This is a genomic window from Desulfogranum marinum (assembly GCF_016918565.1).
Classification (GTDB): domain Bacteria; phylum Desulfobacterota; class Desulfobulbia; order Desulfobulbales; family Desulfobulbaceae; genus Desulfogranum; species Desulfogranum marinum.
The window spans coordinates 16,185-32,902 of record NZ_JAFFQD010000031.1; the positions used below are offsets into that span (position 1 = coordinate 16,185).

At 45.2% G+C, this 16,718-nt stretch carries 15 protein-coding genes; 5 read left to right on the forward strand and 10 right to left on the reverse strand.

The genetic code is table 11. From position 1 onward, the window contains the following. Position 1 precedes the first annotated feature (1 nt). Genes JWH17_RS16115 through JWH17_RS16125 form a run of 3 tightly spaced genes read left to right on the forward strand, consistent with a single transcriptional unit; the run spans position 2 to position 3,716 of the window. Positions 2 to 1,429, forward strand: coding sequence for a proton-conducting transporter transmembrane domain-containing protein (locus JWH17_RS16115; RefSeq protein WP_205223666.1), 1,428 nt, complete (start codon positions 2 to 4; stop codon positions 1,427 to 1,429). Beyond that, a complete protein-coding gene (locus tag JWH17_RS16120) occupies positions 1,422 to 2,933 on the forward strand; it encodes a hydrogenase large subunit (protein ID WP_205223667.1) in 1,512 nt (503 codons plus the stop codon). The genes JWH17_RS16115 and JWH17_RS16120 overlap by 8 nt, the downstream gene beginning before the upstream one ends. 39 nt (positions 2,934 to 2,972) lie before the next feature. Then, positions 2,973 to 3,716 (forward strand): NADH-quinone oxidoreductase subunit B family protein, encoded by a 744-nt coding sequence (locus JWH17_RS16125; protein ID WP_205223668.1) that lies wholly within the window; start codon positions 2,973 to 2,975, stop codon positions 3,714 to 3,716. Between the two features lie 332 nt (positions 3,717 to 4,048). On the opposite strand, the gene JWH17_RS16130 is transcribed toward JWH17_RS16125, so the two are convergent. The 10 genes from JWH17_RS16130 to JWH17_RS16175 form a co-directional block, all read right to left on the reverse strand. Further along, positions 4,049 to 4,564: a DUF2878 domain-containing protein gene (locus tag JWH17_RS16130; protein WP_232371135.1), complete on the reverse strand. Its 516-nt coding sequence runs from the start codon at positions 4,562 to 4,564 to the stop codon at positions 4,049 to 4,051. Positions 4,565 to 4,568: 4 nt separating this feature from the next. Further along, the gene (locus JWH17_RS16135) at positions 4,569 to 5,816 is read right to left on the reverse strand and encodes an SAM-dependent methyltransferase (protein ID WP_205223670.1); all 1,248 of its coding nucleotides are present in this window, start codon (positions 5,814 to 5,816) and stop codon (positions 4,569 to 4,571) included. Continuing rightward, complete coding sequence (locus JWH17_RS16140; protein ID WP_205223671.1) at positions 5,813 to 6,550, reverse strand: DUF1365 domain-containing protein; 738 nt, start codon at positions 6,548 to 6,550, stop codon at positions 5,813 to 5,815. Before JWH17_RS16140 ends, JWH17_RS16135 begins: the two co-directional genes overlap by 4 nt. Then, positions 6,547 to 7,788 carry an NAD(P)/FAD-dependent oxidoreductase gene (locus tag JWH17_RS16145; RefSeq protein ID WP_205223672.1) on the reverse strand — a complete coding sequence of 414 codons (1,242 nt, stop codon included), beginning with the start codon at positions 7,786 to 7,788 and terminating at the stop codon, positions 6,547 to 6,549. Before JWH17_RS16145 ends, JWH17_RS16140 begins: the two co-directional genes overlap by 4 nt. After that, positions 7,785 to 8,504 (reverse strand): SDR family NAD(P)-dependent oxidoreductase, encoded by a 720-nt coding sequence (locus JWH17_RS16150; RefSeq protein WP_205223673.1) that lies wholly within the window; start codon positions 8,502 to 8,504, stop codon positions 7,785 to 7,787. The genes JWH17_RS16145 and JWH17_RS16150 overlap by 4 nt, the downstream gene beginning before the upstream one ends. Continuing rightward, positions 8,501 to 8,917 carry a nuclear transport factor 2 family protein gene (locus JWH17_RS16155; protein ID WP_205223674.1) on the reverse strand — a complete coding sequence of 139 codons (417 nt, stop codon included), beginning with the start codon at positions 8,915 to 8,917 and terminating at the stop codon, positions 8,501 to 8,503. The genes JWH17_RS16150 and JWH17_RS16155 overlap by 4 nt, the downstream gene beginning before the upstream one ends. Before the next feature lie 45 nt (positions 8,918 to 8,962). Continuing rightward, positions 8,963 to 9,433: a chalcone isomerase family protein gene (locus tag JWH17_RS16160; RefSeq protein ID WP_205223675.1), complete on the reverse strand. Its 471-nt coding sequence runs from the start codon at positions 9,431 to 9,433 to the stop codon at positions 8,963 to 8,965. A gap of 97 nt (positions 9,434 to 9,530) precedes the next feature. Continuing rightward, positions 9,531 to 10,052: a DUF3833 family protein gene (locus JWH17_RS16165; RefSeq protein WP_205223676.1), complete on the reverse strand. Its 522-nt coding sequence runs from the start codon at positions 10,050 to 10,052 to the stop codon at positions 9,531 to 9,533. Between the two features lie 268 nt (positions 10,053 to 10,320). Further along, the gene (phrB, locus tag JWH17_RS16170) at positions 10,321 to 11,691 is read right to left on the reverse strand and encodes a deoxyribodipyrimidine photo-lyase (RefSeq protein ID WP_232371136.1); all 1,371 of its coding nucleotides are present in this window, start codon (positions 11,689 to 11,691) and stop codon (positions 10,321 to 10,323) included. Positions 11,692 to 11,809: 118 nt separating this feature from the next. Further along, a complete protein-coding gene (locus JWH17_RS16175; RefSeq protein WP_205223677.1) occupies positions 11,810 to 11,977 on the reverse strand; it encodes a hypothetical protein in 168 nt (55 codons plus the stop codon). A gap of 149 nt (positions 11,978 to 12,126) precedes the next feature. Between JWH17_RS16175 and JWH17_RS16180 the strand changes: the two genes are divergently transcribed. Together JWH17_RS16180 and JWH17_RS16185 are read left to right on the forward strand one after the other, a co-directional pair. Continuing rightward, on the forward strand, positions 12,127 to 12,996 hold the full coding sequence (locus JWH17_RS16180) for a helix-turn-helix transcriptional regulator (RefSeq protein ID WP_205223678.1): 870 nt from the start codon (positions 12,127 to 12,129) through the stop codon (positions 12,994 to 12,996). Between the two features lie 518 nt (positions 12,997 to 13,514). Next, positions 13,515 to 16,706: a hybrid sensor histidine kinase/response regulator gene (locus JWH17_RS16185; RefSeq protein WP_205223679.1), complete on the forward strand. Its 3,192-nt coding sequence runs from the start codon at positions 13,515 to 13,517 to the stop codon at positions 16,704 to 16,706. The last annotated feature ends 12 nt before the right edge of the window (positions 16,707 to 16,718 follow it).

Here is a 16,718-nt window from a genome sequence, read left to right on the forward strand (position 1 = left end):
TATGATTGAATTTGTATTTTTGCTGCCACTTGTCGCTGGGGGGGCTGCTCTGGCACTGCCTGCAAGCATGGGCAGAATGCTGCTGTGCATTTCCGCACTTCTTCATTTCCAGCTCACGCTTATGAGCTGGATGGGCAAACTGACCCCTGCATTTCCTCAATTTTTCAGCGCGTCACCAGAAGGATTACTGATTTTACTGGTTACCTCTTTTATCTTTGTATGCATTTCCATCTACTCATTTTCCTATATGAATGAGTCGGAAGTAGAGAACAAACCTGTTTTCTGTTGCTGCATGCTGCTCTTTCTCGGAACCATGTCCATGGTGACGCTCTCTGAGCATCCAATAGTCCTCTGGATCTCCATTGAAGCGACCACACTTGTCAGCGCTCCCCTTATTTTTATCCATCGATCAAAAGAAGCGCTTGAAGCAACCTGGAAATATGTACTCATCTGCTCGGTGGGGATTGCCCTGGCCCTGCTTGGCTGCTTTTTCGTTACCCTTGCTATGGACCTGGGCAATATCGATGCGCCGCTTTCATTCACTTCACTCAACAATGTGGCAACACAACTTGACCCGGTATGGCTCAAAGCCGGATTCATCTTTGTGGTTATTGGATTTGGTACAAAAATGGGCCTTGCACCAATGCACACCTGGTTACCGGATGCGCACAGCCAGGCACCAAGTCCCGCATCTGCCTTGCTCTCCGGAGCGTTACTTAACTGTGCCTTTCTCGGTATCTACAAGATGCATGTGCTAATGAATGTTGCAGGCCTTGGTGATTTCTCCGGCAATGTCCTGATCGGTTTCGGGCTTGCATCCATGCTGGTTGGCGGTGTTTTTATCATTGGTCAGCCCGACTACAAACGAATGCTTGCCTACTCCAGTATCAAAAACATGGGTGTTATCTCCTTTGGTATCGGAATCGGTGGTTTTGCCATGTATGGGGCTTTTCTCCACCTAATTCACCACTCATTGCTCAAGTCTTCACTTTTTCTCTCTGCCGGTAACATTCTGCTTGGTTTCGGAACAAAACGAGTGCAGGGAGTCGGCAATATAATCAGCCGGATGCCAAAAACTTTTGTGTCCTTTTTTGCCGGGTTTATCGGCATTACAGGATTACCGCCGTTTGGGTTGTTCATCAGTGAAGTCGTGATTGTAATCGGTGCATTCCAGCAGCACAGGTATATCAGTGTTGCCCTGTTCCTCTTTGCCCTTATCCTTGTCGCCGCTGGAGCAGGACGTATCTTTATGGCTATGTCCTTTAGCGATAACAACAGAAAAATTCTGGTTAAAGAAAAAACACTCCGCCTTGCAGCCCCGTATATCTTACTGTTCGCCTCCGTTACTCTTTGTATCTGGATGCCGGACGCCATTTACATCGCGATTACAGATGCAATCCAAACCATTGGAGGTGCCATTCATGGATAACTTTCTGCAAATAGAAAACGGCAAAGCTATCCCACGAGCCGCGATCCCTGAAGTTTCCTTTGACCTGTTTTTCAAGAGTATTTCCCAGTTTGTTAAGGACGACGGATTCATCGTCCAGTTCTTTGTTTATGAAGAGGCTAATGTCTACAAACTGCTGGCGGTTGTACGCAATAGCAATCTCTATGCAATAAGTACCGAGATAGGAACCAGATTTCAGTCGTTTACCCGATCAGTCAGCGAAAAATTTCATATGTTTGAGCGGGAAATTGCTGAGCAGTTCGGCCTCAAGCCGGATGGGCATCCCTGGCTGAAAATGGTACGCTACCATAAAAACTTCACCGGGAAAGAGGATGTTTTTGGCAACAACTATGACCACGACATTCCCGGCAACTATTCCTACTTTCAGGTGAACGGTGAATCCATACATGAGGTAGGGGTTGGCCCGGTACATGCCGGCATTATTGAACCAGGGCATTTTCGATTTCAGTGCGCCGGGGAAGAGGTTCTCCACCTGGAGATCCAGCTCGGCTATCAGCACCGGGGCATCGAAAAAATGCTACCGGCTTTGCCACATAAACGCTATCCCATTATTTGCGAATCGATCGCCGGTGACACGACCATCGCCCATAGTCTTTGTTTCAGCCAAGCTTTTGAAGGCCTTGGAGGATTAACTGTTGACAAGGGAGCAAAGATTGTCCGCTCCATGGCATTAGAGCTGGAACGACTCTGCAATCATATTGGTGATCTCGGAGCGCTGAGCGGGGATGTTGCCTTTAATCCACCTGCTGCCTATTTTGGCAGAATAAGAGGAGAATTTCTTAATCTCTTACAGGTGTTGGGCGGTAACCGTTTTGGTAAAGGGCTGGTAAGACCAGGTGGGGTGACCCATGTTATGGGAGATGAACAACGCCGGTTAATACGCGATAAGCTCGCCGAAATAACACCGGAAATTGAACACATCTCTGATCTTTTATTTGGTGCGCCTACGGTCCTGGCTCGATTTGAGCACACCGGGACAGTCGAACATAGCGTGGCCAAAGAACTCGGTCTGGTCGGCTATGCAGGCAGGGCCTGTGGCATACCCTATGACGCAAGGGTAACATTTCCCAATGAGTGTTACGGTGAATTACCTGCCAATACCAACTCTGTAACAAACGGCGATGTAAACAGCCGCGCTACAGTGCGACGGGAAGAAATTATGCATTCATTGACACTCATCAATATACTGCTAGACAAAACGGAAACAACCGCTGAAGAAGTCCATATGCAGGAGTGTAGCCTCAGCCCCGATTCGTTTGTAGTCACTGTCAACGAAGGTTGGCGGGGAGAAGTATCTCACTGCCTTCTTACAGACAATGATGGCAAGGTACAACGCTATAAGGTCAAGGACCCATCATTTCATAATTGGACGGGGCTTGCCATGTCGCTTCGCAATCAAGAAATATCAGACTTTCCACTCTGCAACAAGAGCTACAATCTTTCGTACTGCGGATTTGATCTATAATAAAGTGCCCTGCACTGAGCGACATAGAAGGATTTTATTATGCTGAAAGTACTAAAAAACAAACTGGAACAGGGAAACAAGACCTCTTCCTACCCTAAAGAGCCGATTTCTCTCTATCATCGATTTAGAGGGTTGCCTGTGATTAATTCTGAGTGCAGTAGCGAAATCGTCACAAAGTGTGCTCGTCTTTGCCCGCAAGATGCTATTGACCCCGAAGCAAAAACCATTGATCTTGGTCGCTGTTCCTTTTGCGGTCAATGCGAAAAAGTCGAGAATGGGGCATTTGTCAAGTTCAGTGAAAATTTCGATTTGGGAACGGAAAACAGGGAAGACCTGATTACAGATGGTACCTTGCCGGTTTTGGCAGATCATTCAAAACAACATTTCAAAAAACTTTTTGGGCGTTCACTCCAACTTCGCCAGGTTTCTGCAGGAGGCTGTAATTCCTGTGAGGCAGATACCAACGTACTCACCACTCCGTTTTTTGACCTTTCCCGTTTCGGTATCGATTTTGTCGCCTCACCGCGCCACGCCGATGGCATCCATGTTACCGGCCCCATTACACGCAACATGAAACAGGCACTTTTGGACACATATGATGCGGTACCATCACCCAAAGTGGTTATTGCCAGTGGCTGCTGTTCGATTTCAGGCGGCCCGTTTTTTGGAAGCGAGGAAATCATCGGGGATCTCAACAGCCTGATTCCCGTAGATCTTTATATCCCTGGGTGCCCTCCGCATCCGCTGACAACATTGCATGCATTACTGAAGTACTTTAAATAAAGGGTCTCCGTCCACCTTTCCCGTATTATCAGCTGTACTTGCCTGCGGCTGATAATACCTCCCTCCAGAGGTAATTCCATTGGTTTAAAACCCTTTTCGCCGGTTTCAAATGAAATTTCTGTTTGTTTCAGGCTGCCACCTCCAATGGGGACTGCAACGCTGAACAAGCCTTTTCTTCCCCCCTTTTCTCATGTTTCCTTTTTTTGTTTAGTAGCTCAAACTTGAAACTTGATCTGACAGTTACCCATAGTGACGTTGTACCTGTAGGTTACAGATAACCTGCTCCTTCAGCTCAAAGAATAAAAAAAATAGTGAAATAGCAGCAAAGAATTTCACTTTACGAGTGGCTTTATAGTAAGAGGCTTCTTTCTCGGCACGACGCTAAAATACATGACAACGGGCCAAAGAATAGCCCAGATCAGTGAAAGGCTGAGCAGTGAAGGCAGTAAAGCGTAGTTGAAGGTTGCCGCTCCCAGGCGGGTACCTGCCCAGTACGCTACAGGTCCACCCATAGCACCAAAAACCATGGAAAGCAGCAGCCTGTGCTTCAACCAGGCCAGGCTATGGTGGGGCGTGATGGCCAGCCCCAACCATATAACCATCAGCCAGAAAGGTATCGGAAAACCAGTTACGGTGAAACTGATAAAGCCAACCTGGTGCAAGGTTCCATCCACCAGCAGACCTGTAAACAATAAAAATCCCATCATCCGCAAGTCAGCGCCCCGCACAGGGGAGAAAATCAGGTGAATGAGCAGTAACAGAATGCCGCCATACGCACCAATGGTTCCACCGAGAACACCCATAAACCATATTGCCTGGTAGGTAAGGATATTGATCAAGCTCTTCATAGCGCTAAGGATGTCTATTGCCGGGTCGGGTAGCAACAAGATGGACAACGCTTATGGAACGTTCCAGAAAACCACCCTGGCAGTAACACAAGTAAAAATCCCATAATCGCTTGAATGCCTCGTCATAGCCTTTTTCCTGCAGCCCTGCAAAAGCATCGTGAAAACGAGTACGCCAATCTTGTATTGTTCTGGCATAATCAAAACCAAAATCTTCAATATGGCGAACAACCATATCGGTCTTTTCCGCAATCAACTGTGCCATCCTGCTGTTTGATGGCAGGCACCCTCCAGGGAAAATATATCGCTGTATAAAATCAACAGTTCCGACATATTGTTTATACTTCTGATCAGCGATGGTTATAGCCTGGAGCAACATCTTTCCCTCAGGTTTGAGAAGATCGCCGCATTTTTGAAAAAAACTCGGCAGAAACCGGTGCCCAACAGCCTCTATCATTTCGATACTCACCAGTTTATCAAACTTTCCGCTCAGGTCCCTATAGTCATTTTGGAGCAGTGTTATCTTGTGGCTCAGTCCGGCAGCAGCAACTCTACTTGTTGCCAACTCATACTGTGCATCAGAAATGGTCGTTGTCGTCACATGACAACCATACTTTTCGGCAGCATAAAGCGCGAATCCCCCCCACCCTGTGCCGATCTCAATCACAGAGTCTGTCGGCTGCAGATCAAGCTTTTTACAGATAAGTTCAAGTTTGTTCTGTTGGGCCTCTTCCAGGGTAGTGTTGTGGCTCGGATATATGCCGGACGAATACATCATCGCGGGATCGAGAAAAGCCCCATACAGATCATTACCAAGATCATAATGAGCAAGAATGTTTCGTTTCGCCCCATGCTTATTGTTGGTATTGAAAAAATGTTTGGCAAGATCAAACGGCCTGAGTATCCAGGCGAGCCCCTTTTCCATCCGATCAAGCAAAGACATATTCAGCACCATTATCCTTACCAATGCTGTTAAGTCATCAACATCCCAGAGTTTATCCACGTAGGCCTCGCCGGCACCAATCGATCCACCAAAAAGAACTTTTTTATATGCTGCAACATTGTGGATAGTTACATGGGCACGGGGTAGACTCCCCTCACCAAAACACCACTGTTTTTCACCTTCCTGAATAATAAGTTGGCCAAACTTTACACCTGAAAGCAACCTCATAAGCAGCAATCGCGACCAACGTGCGCTCAATGTATCTTTTGCTCCTGTTGAATCGCAATTTGATATATTGGTCAAGCTGTTCATACCGTCTCCTTTTCGTAAGCAACGTAGGGAACACCTTTTGCGTAAAGCTTCAGCGCTTGCCAGTAAATTTTCGCAACCATATACATGGTCATTGCCGGTTTTTTCAGCAGCTCTTTCCTCACCGATTCCAATGTAAGCGGTCGCCTGTGCAAACGAAGCTGCGCAGTAAAAATGCGGCCACGATCATCGTCGACTTGTATCTGAACAAATAATTTCTCGGCGGGATCCTTAATCTTCCATGAATAGTGTTGATTGAGCGGGTTGAATGGCGACACACGAAATTGTTTTGAATTGTCAGGCGCCAATTGATTGCCCGCAACATAATGAGCATACTGATGCCGCTCATTCCAAGGGATATTGGAAACTTCTGCCAAAAAATGGCTAAGATTACCCTGTCCATCATACCCGTAATAAAAATTCACCGGACTGAAATACACTCCCAAGGTGCGCATATTGAGCAGGCCAAAAACTTGGCCTGCAACCGGATAGCCGGTGAGTTCCTCCATCCGTTTCCTGATAGCATCGGCAAGAGGGAGCGTCGGTTCTCCATAGTAATCCGGTCGGTGAAAGCGACTCAGTGCCCATCTCGTTGTAGAAAACCATCTTCCCAACCGAGGCAGTTGGTCGAGTTCATCAAGATTAAGAAACCACATAAAAAAATGATATTGGAAACTATGCTTTCGTGGTATCTGCCTGCTGTGAGCAATGGTACCTATATAGAGTGACGAGTTCATACACTTCCCTCAAGTGCAGCGCTAACCCGGAGCCCACTTCTAACGCCGTCTTCATGGAAGCCGTTAAACCAGTAAGCCCCACAGAAATGGCTGCAATTCTTTCCTGAAATATCCGCCCAACGTTGCTGCGCCTTAATTGCTCCTTGTGTGTACACAGGATGATGATAAGTAAAAGTACGAAGAACATGTTCCTCAGGAATATCCTGGTTAAGGGTCACCAGATAGGTGTATCGCTTGTTCAAGCGTTGGAGAATATTCATGTTATAGGTCAGTGTCGTCTGTTCTTCGGCACCGGCAACCATGTTATAATTCCAACTGGCCCAGGCCAATTTTCTTTTGGGCAGAAAGGATGTATCTGTGTGCAGGACCACCCTGTTCTCTGATGTTGTAAATTGCTGCAAGACAGATTCCTCTTCAGCAGTTGGGCTGGCCAGCAGAGACAAAGCCTGGTTACCATGACAGGCAAAAACGACCTGATCAAAAGTGGTTGAGCCTTCCCTGGTGATGACGGAAACCAGATTGTCTTCCCGCTCCACCCTCACCACTGGTGTATTGAGCCGAATGCTGTCTTTAAAGGTGGCTGTCAGCGGCTCAATATAGCTGCTTGAGCCACCTATAATGGTATACCATTGCGGTCTGTTAACAATATTGAGCAAACCGTGATTATCGCAAAAGCGAACAAAAAACTGCAAAGGAAAATCCATACAACTTTCCAGTCCCATTGACCAAATCGCAGACACCATCGGCAGCAGGTAATTTTCCTTAAAGAGCGATGAATATTTCTGCACAGTGAGAAAGTTTCCGATGGTCTGATGTTGATCCTCTTTTGCAGCATTTTTCACCTCTTTATTGAACCGAACAATGTCTGCTACCATTGCCAGGAAACGCGGACGGATCAAGTTTCTTCGCTGTGCAAAGAGGCTATTGAGATTGTTCCCGTTGTACTCAAGGTCTATGACATCATTTCTTACTGAAAAACTCATTTCCGTAGGTTGAGATGCAACCCCAAGACTCTCCATCAACTCAATAAAATGGGGATAGGTACGATCATTAAAGACAATAAATCCTGTGTCTATTGCAGACACCTCTCCCTCTTTCTCCACCTCTACTGTATGGGTATGCCCCCCAACATAATCAGCGGCTTCGTAAAGGGTGATATCATGGTGGGGGGCCAAGGCATGAGCACAGGTAAGCCCTGAAATTCCAGACCCAACGATTGCAATCTTTAAACGACTCATTTTCTCACCATTTGCCGACCGATTATGGTCCATAGTGGACCGGGGAGGAAGGATAAGAGCTTAAGTATCCAGGTAAAGCGTTTAGGAAAATGAATTTCCGCTTTCTTTTTCATCACCCCTTTCCGAATATAATCGCTTGCCTGTTGAACACTTATTCGAAACGGCATGGGAAAGTCGTTGAGATCGGTAAGAGGCGTCTTGACAAATCCCGGACAGATAAGGCTGACAGCAATGTTCTCAGGGTGCAAATCTATCCTCAGGGTTTTGGCCATGTAGGCGATTGCAGCCTTGGAGGCGCCATATGCTTCTGCACGCGGTAATGGCAGGTAGGCGGCAGAGCTGCCCACAAGAGCCAGGTGAGGACTTTGACTTTTGCGAAGAAGCGGTAAAACCGCCTCAATGGAAATGGCTGTCGATTCCACATTGGCCCGCATTACCCGCTGCACCAACGCACTGTCAAACTCAGGGAGATCTATATACTCACAGGTTCCTGCATTCAGGATGGCAAGGTCCACAGAGTCCAATCGGGCAAACCAGGCAAGGGCTGCATCTCTATCGGTGAGATCCAGCTGCCCGGTAGACAATCCATGGGCAGCAAGTTCTTCCAATGCCTGCACATTTCTTCCTAAAGCCCACACCTCATGACCTTCGGCATGATAGTCCATAGCCAACTGCCGACCTATTCCCGAGGTTGCTCCGGTGATTACTATTTTCATTTTCCAAGTCCTTTTTTAATGGATCTTACAAAACGGCCCAAGAGCGGTACATGCTCATAGAGCATGGCCCCAAGGTCAAAATAATCCTGATGAAAATATACCTTGCCCTGCTGATCAAATTCCAGATAACTGGCACCGACGACGGTTATTGGACGGCCTCCATCAAGCCGCCGATGACTGAAAGTCATTTCCCAGCGTACATACCCTTTGTTGTCGACCATTAATGGTTCAAGGAAGGAAAAATGTATAGAGTCGATGTTTGCATACAGGGCTGCAAAATATGCTGTGAGGTTATCAATACCGCTAATCTGGTGGGCAGGATCGGTAAAATGAATGTCTTGTCTGTAAACGGTCTTGAGAATCTCTAAATTATCTGCATGAAGATTCCGGTACATTCGAAGAAACTTTTCCATATGCCCTGACTCCTTTACATCAATGAAGTGTTTACTCGGTAAGAATTAATCCTTTTGCACTCCTGCGAGCAGATCATCCCGAAGGTCTTCATCAAGTGGCTTATGACTTCCAAGCCATATACTAAAGTATGTCTCTGCAAAAAAAGGCGAATCTATGGAAACGAGTTCTTCTCCGTTGTAAGAGAGTGTTGTTACACTGTCTACACTACTGTAACAGAGGGTGTACGTATCTCCATCTTTTACATCTAAATATGCCTCATGGAGAGCATCAATGCCACCCTTGGCCAACGCCAGCTGTTTCTCTGAGAACTGACGATTAAGAATGGTGTTTGCCGCTTCTACAAAATCATCTTTTTCAATATCGACCGCATATTCAATATGTAAACATTTGGACACATCACGACTGAGAATATGTTGTTTGCTTGTAAGCTCTGAACCGTAAAGAGATACATCATACACCTTGATAAATCCCAAGTAATACGCCTTCCCTTGCCCGAGTCTCTGCAAGTCACTCATACCAGATATTCCATAAACCGGGCTGGAGAGCAACAGAATAAGCCCTATTATCAATAAATTACCTTTTAAAAACATACTAACACCCTATTGGTTATGTTTATTTCCTGAAAACTATTGTTACTTCTCCTACCTTAAATCCAAATTTGGACATGGTCGCTTTGTTGATCAGCATGTCCTCGCTTACCAGGAACATCCAGTCATCAAACTTTATTTTCCAGCTGCTGTCCTCTACCTGCAGCATTAACTGATATTGCCAATTGAGTACATTACCGTAGAGTACTCCATCAGCTTGGTCCAAGACATCATCAGCAGTACCCGTAAATCTATGGTTATCCTGTTGACTCAAAATCCACGTCATGTCAGACAATTCACCATCACTCCACTCAAATTTTTCCCGTAAGACCAGTTGTCCGTTTTCTGTCACCTCGCCGACAACTTCGACAACAAACCTACGAATGAGCGCACCCTTTCTATCCTGAACGATTCCCCACCCCGTAGTGTTTCCCGAAAAATACTCAAACAGATCCAGCTGCGGCTCATTGGCACTATAACGTTTCATATCTACCGCAGAACAACCCGTCACCAGCACCAGTATCAACAAAGTAAAAAGTAATCTCATCAGCATTCTCCTAATGTCGAATTTTTTCCGCTCTTATAACGTATAAAGTAAGGAAGTCCAGATAACTATCAATAGATATAAAACAGGAAGACATTGGTAGCTTGTACTACCAAAAGAAAAGAATAATTTTGAAACATTCAAGACACAACAAAAGCAGGAGCGAGAAGAGAAAATATACTGCTAATAATTTAACATACCCTAAAGATATTGCCGTACGTCTTGTGGGTGATCAGCAATTTTTCGAGATAGTCTTTTGTGAAAAATGTTATCAAGCTTGCTCGGTGCTGTAAGCAGATGCAATATACCTGTTCACGTCAAATTTTCGGCGACATCCAGCCTCATTCATGTAACGAATCTTGCCGAAAACCGACCGTTCGCGCCATGCCCGATCATGCACGCCACCAATAGCCCAGGCAACCCCGGCATACCCATTTGGATCTCTACCATCCAACGAGTAGCGATCATTAAGAGTGATAGCATATTCCAGGGCAGCTTCAGGATCAGGAGTCCATTCAAGTATTTTCTTTGCCCAATACATCCGTAAATACCCATGCAGTTTACCATTCTGAACAAGATCAACCTGACAGGCGTTCCAGAGTTGCTCGTGGGTCTTCCCATGTTCCAGTTCCTGGAGGGTATAAATATAGTCACGTTTATCATACCAATGCTGATCAAGCGTTTTCCGAGCCCACTCCGGAAATCCAGCAATACTATCGTAGCTGGGTTCATACAGACAAAAATTATCAGACAATTCGCGCCGTACAACGAGTTCTTCCAGAAAGGGAGCTTTGCTCTCCATGGGCAAATCGCTCTCTGAAACCATCCAAGCCAGGCGCTGTGCCGACAGGTGTCCAAAGTGCAAGTACGGAGAAAGCCCGGATTGGCCCTTTACGCACGGATTGTTCCGACAAGCTGCATACTCTGCAAGTCCGGTGCTCACAAATACCTCAGCAGCAAAGTTTGCCTTCGCTTCGCCGGCCTTAAGTTTTCCTTCCTCAACAGACAACAGGCTGGAAGTTAACCCCGAATATGCAGCCCAATCATAACTTTCTGCATCTTGACGCCAGTCGACCAAATGCTTTTTCAGAGGGGGAATATCAGTTAAATAATCATCCAGCAAACGGTTAATTTTAGGACGAAGTGTGTAGGCAGCGTACTCTTTTTTATCGGAAACTATCCAAGCAGGAACGATGTTATGCGCATCCACTTCATAAAGAGGAACCTTCACGCTCTTTGCGAGCTGTGCCTGCCATTGTCGCTTGATGCGGAGGGGATCGAAATCACTAACAAGCACGTGGGCATCGATATGGCGAAGAAAATGGGGCAGGCTTTCCACAGGCGACTGTTCGAGAAGGACAAACGGTATTTGCAGTTTCTGCAGTTTTTTCTGCACACCTGCAAGGCCTCTTAGCATAAAGGCATAATGATCTGATGCAGCTCCCAAGTAATCAGGAATAAGGCTGAAAACAACCACCAACCCTTTGTGCTGTGCCAATGCCTCCTGCTGCGCCCACAACAAAGCCCAGTTATCATCTACTCGCTGGTCACGGGAAATCCAGTACACAACGGGGCCTTGCCCACGTTGCCCGTTTCTGACACATCGGCATCTCCGATCAATATCAGTATTCCTGCGCTCCATATACATTACCATTTATAAGGGCTGCTTGTTTGCTTGTTTGTGCACAGATATAATGCCCAGGGAAGATTAGCTTGAACTAAGGTCCCTGCCGATTTCCGGACAGGGACCGGGAGGAGTACTACCATCTTTCCGTTCCAACAATCTCATTCACATTCCTGCAGGTTTTCTGCTCTTCTTCGCTGAGGAGTTCAAATGAAGTTTTCCGGTCATTACTTTCAATCGAGCAAACATACTCTCTGCCTTCTTTATCGTTAAGCCATGTGAGTGATTCATATCCGCTTTTCATTGTATATCCTCATTCGTGGATTGTATATCATCTTACGATGCCTGTTTTTGCATCTTGTACCTTATACAGTAACAACAAACGGGATTGACACAATGGGTTAAAATTGGCACTTTATTGATAGCTACAACTATCACCAAGAGGAAAAATTTATGCTGGATTCCACTCTTTACAAAGTTATTATTAATTCAATGTCAGCCCATGTCGCTATACTTGACGAACATGGTATTATCATAGAAACCAATCGCGCCTGGCAGGACTTTGGTCGTGAAAACGGTATGCAGGAACCATTTGACAGTATCGGAATAAACTATCTTAAGACATGTAGTGGCACGAGCAGTCATCGCGATGGAGAAGACAGCAGTGTTGCTGAAGGTATTCAAAAGGTGCTGCAAGGGAAAATTCCGGAATTTCTTTCCCACTACCCTTGCCATTCTCCAGACCAAAAAAGGTGGTTTGCCATCCGGGTAGTCCCCTTTCGGGATGACAAAAATCACCACATTATTGTAACCCATGAAAACATAACCCCCATAATCGAGATACAAAAAGAACTGGAAGCAAAAGAGGCAGAGTTACGCAGTGAACAGGAACGTCTTGAAGAAACCAATATCGCACTGCGCGTATTATTAAGGCAACGAGACGAGGACAAAACACGAATAGAAGAAACCATTTATGTGAACGTGGACCGCCTTGTCCTCCCTTATATTGAGCAAATGTTACAGGGAAACCTCTCTGATAAACAGCGCACCCTAGCCGAGGTGGTCGATGCGAACCTCAGAGACATCATCTCACCATTCCTGCAGAACATTTCAGCACTGAACATGCTGCTCACTCCCCAAGAAATTGAAGTAGCCAATATGGTACGCAGCGGCAGAACCAGTAAAGAAATCGCAGAGGTACTTGGAATTTCAACAAGCGGTGTTGATTTTCATCGAAAAAGACTTCGCCAAAAACTTGGTTTGACCAATAGTTCTAAAAATCTTAGATCCTATTTACTTACTTTAGAAAAAGATCGCTCCTGATTTTGCTCTCGACTCAATAGCGTTATTCGAAAGAAGTAAACCCAAACGTCTGAGCAAACCAATAATCGGACAACATGCTAAGTAATTTTACCAACCTGATCTAAAATGTGATAGATTGAAGAAGATAACCATTCAGTCACTTTCAAAATGAAAGTGGCCGTTACGTCAGCAGCTGACGATAAGACCTTTTCCCTTTTATAACAGCAAACAAAAGCCCCATCTTACTAAATTTTCTGCAGAGTACAATAGCTTTAAGAACAACGGAAAAATCACTTATCATAGCCCGAATTTCTCATCAATACAGTTTTTTTCGCAGGGCAAGGCACAAGCCGTGCAGCAGTAGCGAATATTGACCCGAAGGCGGAACTTTTTGATTCAAAACAAAAAACAAACTATTAATTGTGCAATTACTTGTTAAGCAACACTATCAATTAATTGAGTTTAAAATCAAAAAATTCATGAAAAATTCGAGATAGGTCTGTTCTGTATATTCTTAGGTAGAATCCAGCCAAACCAACATGAAAAAAATTTCGTTTAAGATCAGAACCAAGCTTATTCTAATCTTCATTCTCATCAAAGTTCTCCCCCTGCTAGCCCTTGCCTGGTTTGCCTGGCATCAAATCACCGATTTAGTTCAAAAAATGCAGCTTTCTTTTGAGACTGCAACCCTGGAAAGCCAGAAAATGGGGAAAGAGATTGTTCAGCTGGCAACCAAAGACTCAATTCGTGCCCTTGACGAAAAGTCGCGAGAAGCAATTGAAAGGCTTACCGTGGATACAGCTAACGATGTGGCCAGATTTCTATACGAACGGGACCGTGATATCCGACAGGCAGCCTTGTTTGAACCTTCCGAGACTAATTATCGTAATTTCCTCGCTTCCAAATTCAGCCCAATCATTGAACATGAGCCCCTTGTCATGGATAGGGAAGGAAAACGCTGGGAGGAAACACACCCCACGCATACTGTGTTGGATGTAGTCCAATCGGGTAACAAGGACAATGCTAACGATTTTCACTCTCGCCCACCAGAAATTCATGGAACATCTGTCGAACATCCTCTGTATCTGGAACTGACGTTCATCGATCTTGCCGGTCACGAAAAATTTAAAGTCACCACTTCTGATTTTCTTACGCCCGACTTGCATGATGTCTCTCAAAAAAAGAATACCTTCTGCAAAGCGGAAACCTATTTCAAACACCTCAAGGATCTCCAACCCGGAGAAATATTTGTTTCTGATGTTATTGGCGCTTACCAAAGAACAGACATGATAGGAACGTACTCTAGGGTAAGAGCGGAAAAGCTCGGCATCGACTTCTCCCCTCAAACATCAGCCTATGCCGGTAAAGAAAATCCAGAGGGTAAGCGATTCAAGGGCCTGGTCCGCTGGGCAACGCCTGTTGAGCGTGACGGACACGTGATTGGATTTGTAACGCTTGCCCTTGATCATACCCACATCATGGAATTTACCGACCATATAGTCCCGACCGAAGAACGATATACTGCCATTTCAGATGCAGGAACAGGTAATTACGCATTTATGTGGGATTATCGAGGTCGCAACATCTCTCACCCAAGAGATTATTTTATTGCAGGGTATAATCCAGAGACCGGTGAACCCGCTCTCCCTTGGCTGGAAGCCAAACATTATAAGCAATGGCAAGCGACGACTGTAAAAATTACTGAGTTTTTAAATACTCTTCCGCTTTATCACAACCAATCTCTTGATAAAAAAGCTGCACCAGAACAAACCCAGTCAGGTTATGTCGGCCTGGATTGCAGATATTTAAACTTTGCCCCACAGTGTGATGGATGGATCAACCTCACCCAACACGGAGGCTCCGGCTCTTTCCTCATTTTCTGGAGCGGACTGTGGAAACTTACCACAGCCGCAGCTATCCCATACTATACCGGCCAATATGCCGGCAGTCCCAGAGGATTTGGTTTTGTCACCATCGGGGCTAATGTTCATGAATTTCACAAAGCAGCTTTAGCCACAGCAGAGCACATCGAAAACATTGGTTCAGATCATATCAAAACACTTGATCAGCAGTTTCAACGCAATCAAGAGTTCCTCACAACATCCTTAAAAGAGACTACTACAAATTTGACCGTTTCCACTCTGGTTATGATTTTTGCTATTATCATCATCGCTATTTGGATGGCTTCCATCCTGACTGGGAGAATAACGAAAATTATAAAAAATATTAGTTACTTTCAGCAAAACGACATGAGCAAACGCCTCCATATTGACTCAGGAGACGAGTTGGAAGAGCTCGCATTGACCTTCAATTCCATGGCTGACAATATCCAACAATCAATGATTGACATTCGGGTTGCGCATGAAGAGTCAGAAAAAACAAACCAACAACTCATAGAAGAAATTGCAATCCGTAAAAAAGCAGAAAAAGAGCTGGCACAAAACCGTGACAACCTTGAACAAATAGTCTCTGATCGTACAAGAGAACTGAAACAGGAAATTTACGAACGTAAACAAGCGGAAATCAGCAAAAATGATTTGGAAACACGGCTTCACCGTGCAGAAAAAATGGAAGCAATAGGGACATTGGCTGGTGGTGTTGCTCACGATTTAAATAACATTCTATCAGGAATCGTGACCTACCCGGAACTTCTTCTGCTCCAACTCAAAGAAGATGATCCAATGTATCGCCCTTTACAAACCATACAGGCATCCGGCGAAAAAGCTGCTGCTATTGTGCAAGATTTACTGACACTTGCCAGAAGAGGGGTTTCGATAACACACACTTTAAACCTTAATCACATTATCACTGATTATCTCTCCAGCCCTGAATATCAGCAACTGTTATTTCATCATCCAGGCATACAGGTAAAAACCGATCTTGCCGGCAACCTGATGCGACTCAAGGGGTCTGAATTACATCTTTCCAAGACAGTGATGAACTTGGTAAGTAATGGCGTCGAAGCCATGGCCGGTGGTGGACAACTGACAATTCAGACAGAAAATCGTTATTTAGACAAGCCCCTAAAACTGTATGATAAGGTGCTTGCGGGAGAATATGTTACCTTAATCATAAAAGATGAAGGTTCTGGAATTAAAGAACAAGACCTGAATCGAATATTTGAACCCTTTTACACCAAGAAAAAAATGGGCCGAAGCGGCACGGGACTAGGTATGGCCGTCGTTTGGGGGGCAATCCAGGACCACCATGGATATATTGACTGTCAAAGTAAAATTCATGAAGGTACGGTATTTACGCTCTATTTCCCTGTGTGCCGCGACTCCATTGCCAGTGAAGTTTCTGCACCTGAATTCAAAGAATTAAAGGGGCATGGCGAGACAATCCTCCTTGTCGACGACATGAAAGAACAGCTGGAAATAGCCTCTATGATTCTTACCGAATTAAATTATACCGTATACACGGTTTCAAGTGGTGAAGATGCCCTGTCCTTTCTTGAGGATAATGTTGTAGATCTTGTCATTTTAGACATGATAATGGAACCTGGGATTGATGGCCTGGCAACCTATCAGGAAATCATAAAAAAGTGGCCTGGGCAGAAGGCCATAATTGCCAGTGGCTTTTCCGAAATCGGCAAACTAAACGAAGCATTGCAGCTTGGAGTAAAATCACACCTGAAAAAGCCCTATACCCTGACTAACCTGGGCCAACACGTTATAAAAGGACTCAGCGACACACCTACAACATCTGATAAAAAAATGCGCACGACGTAGGGACAACAGGCG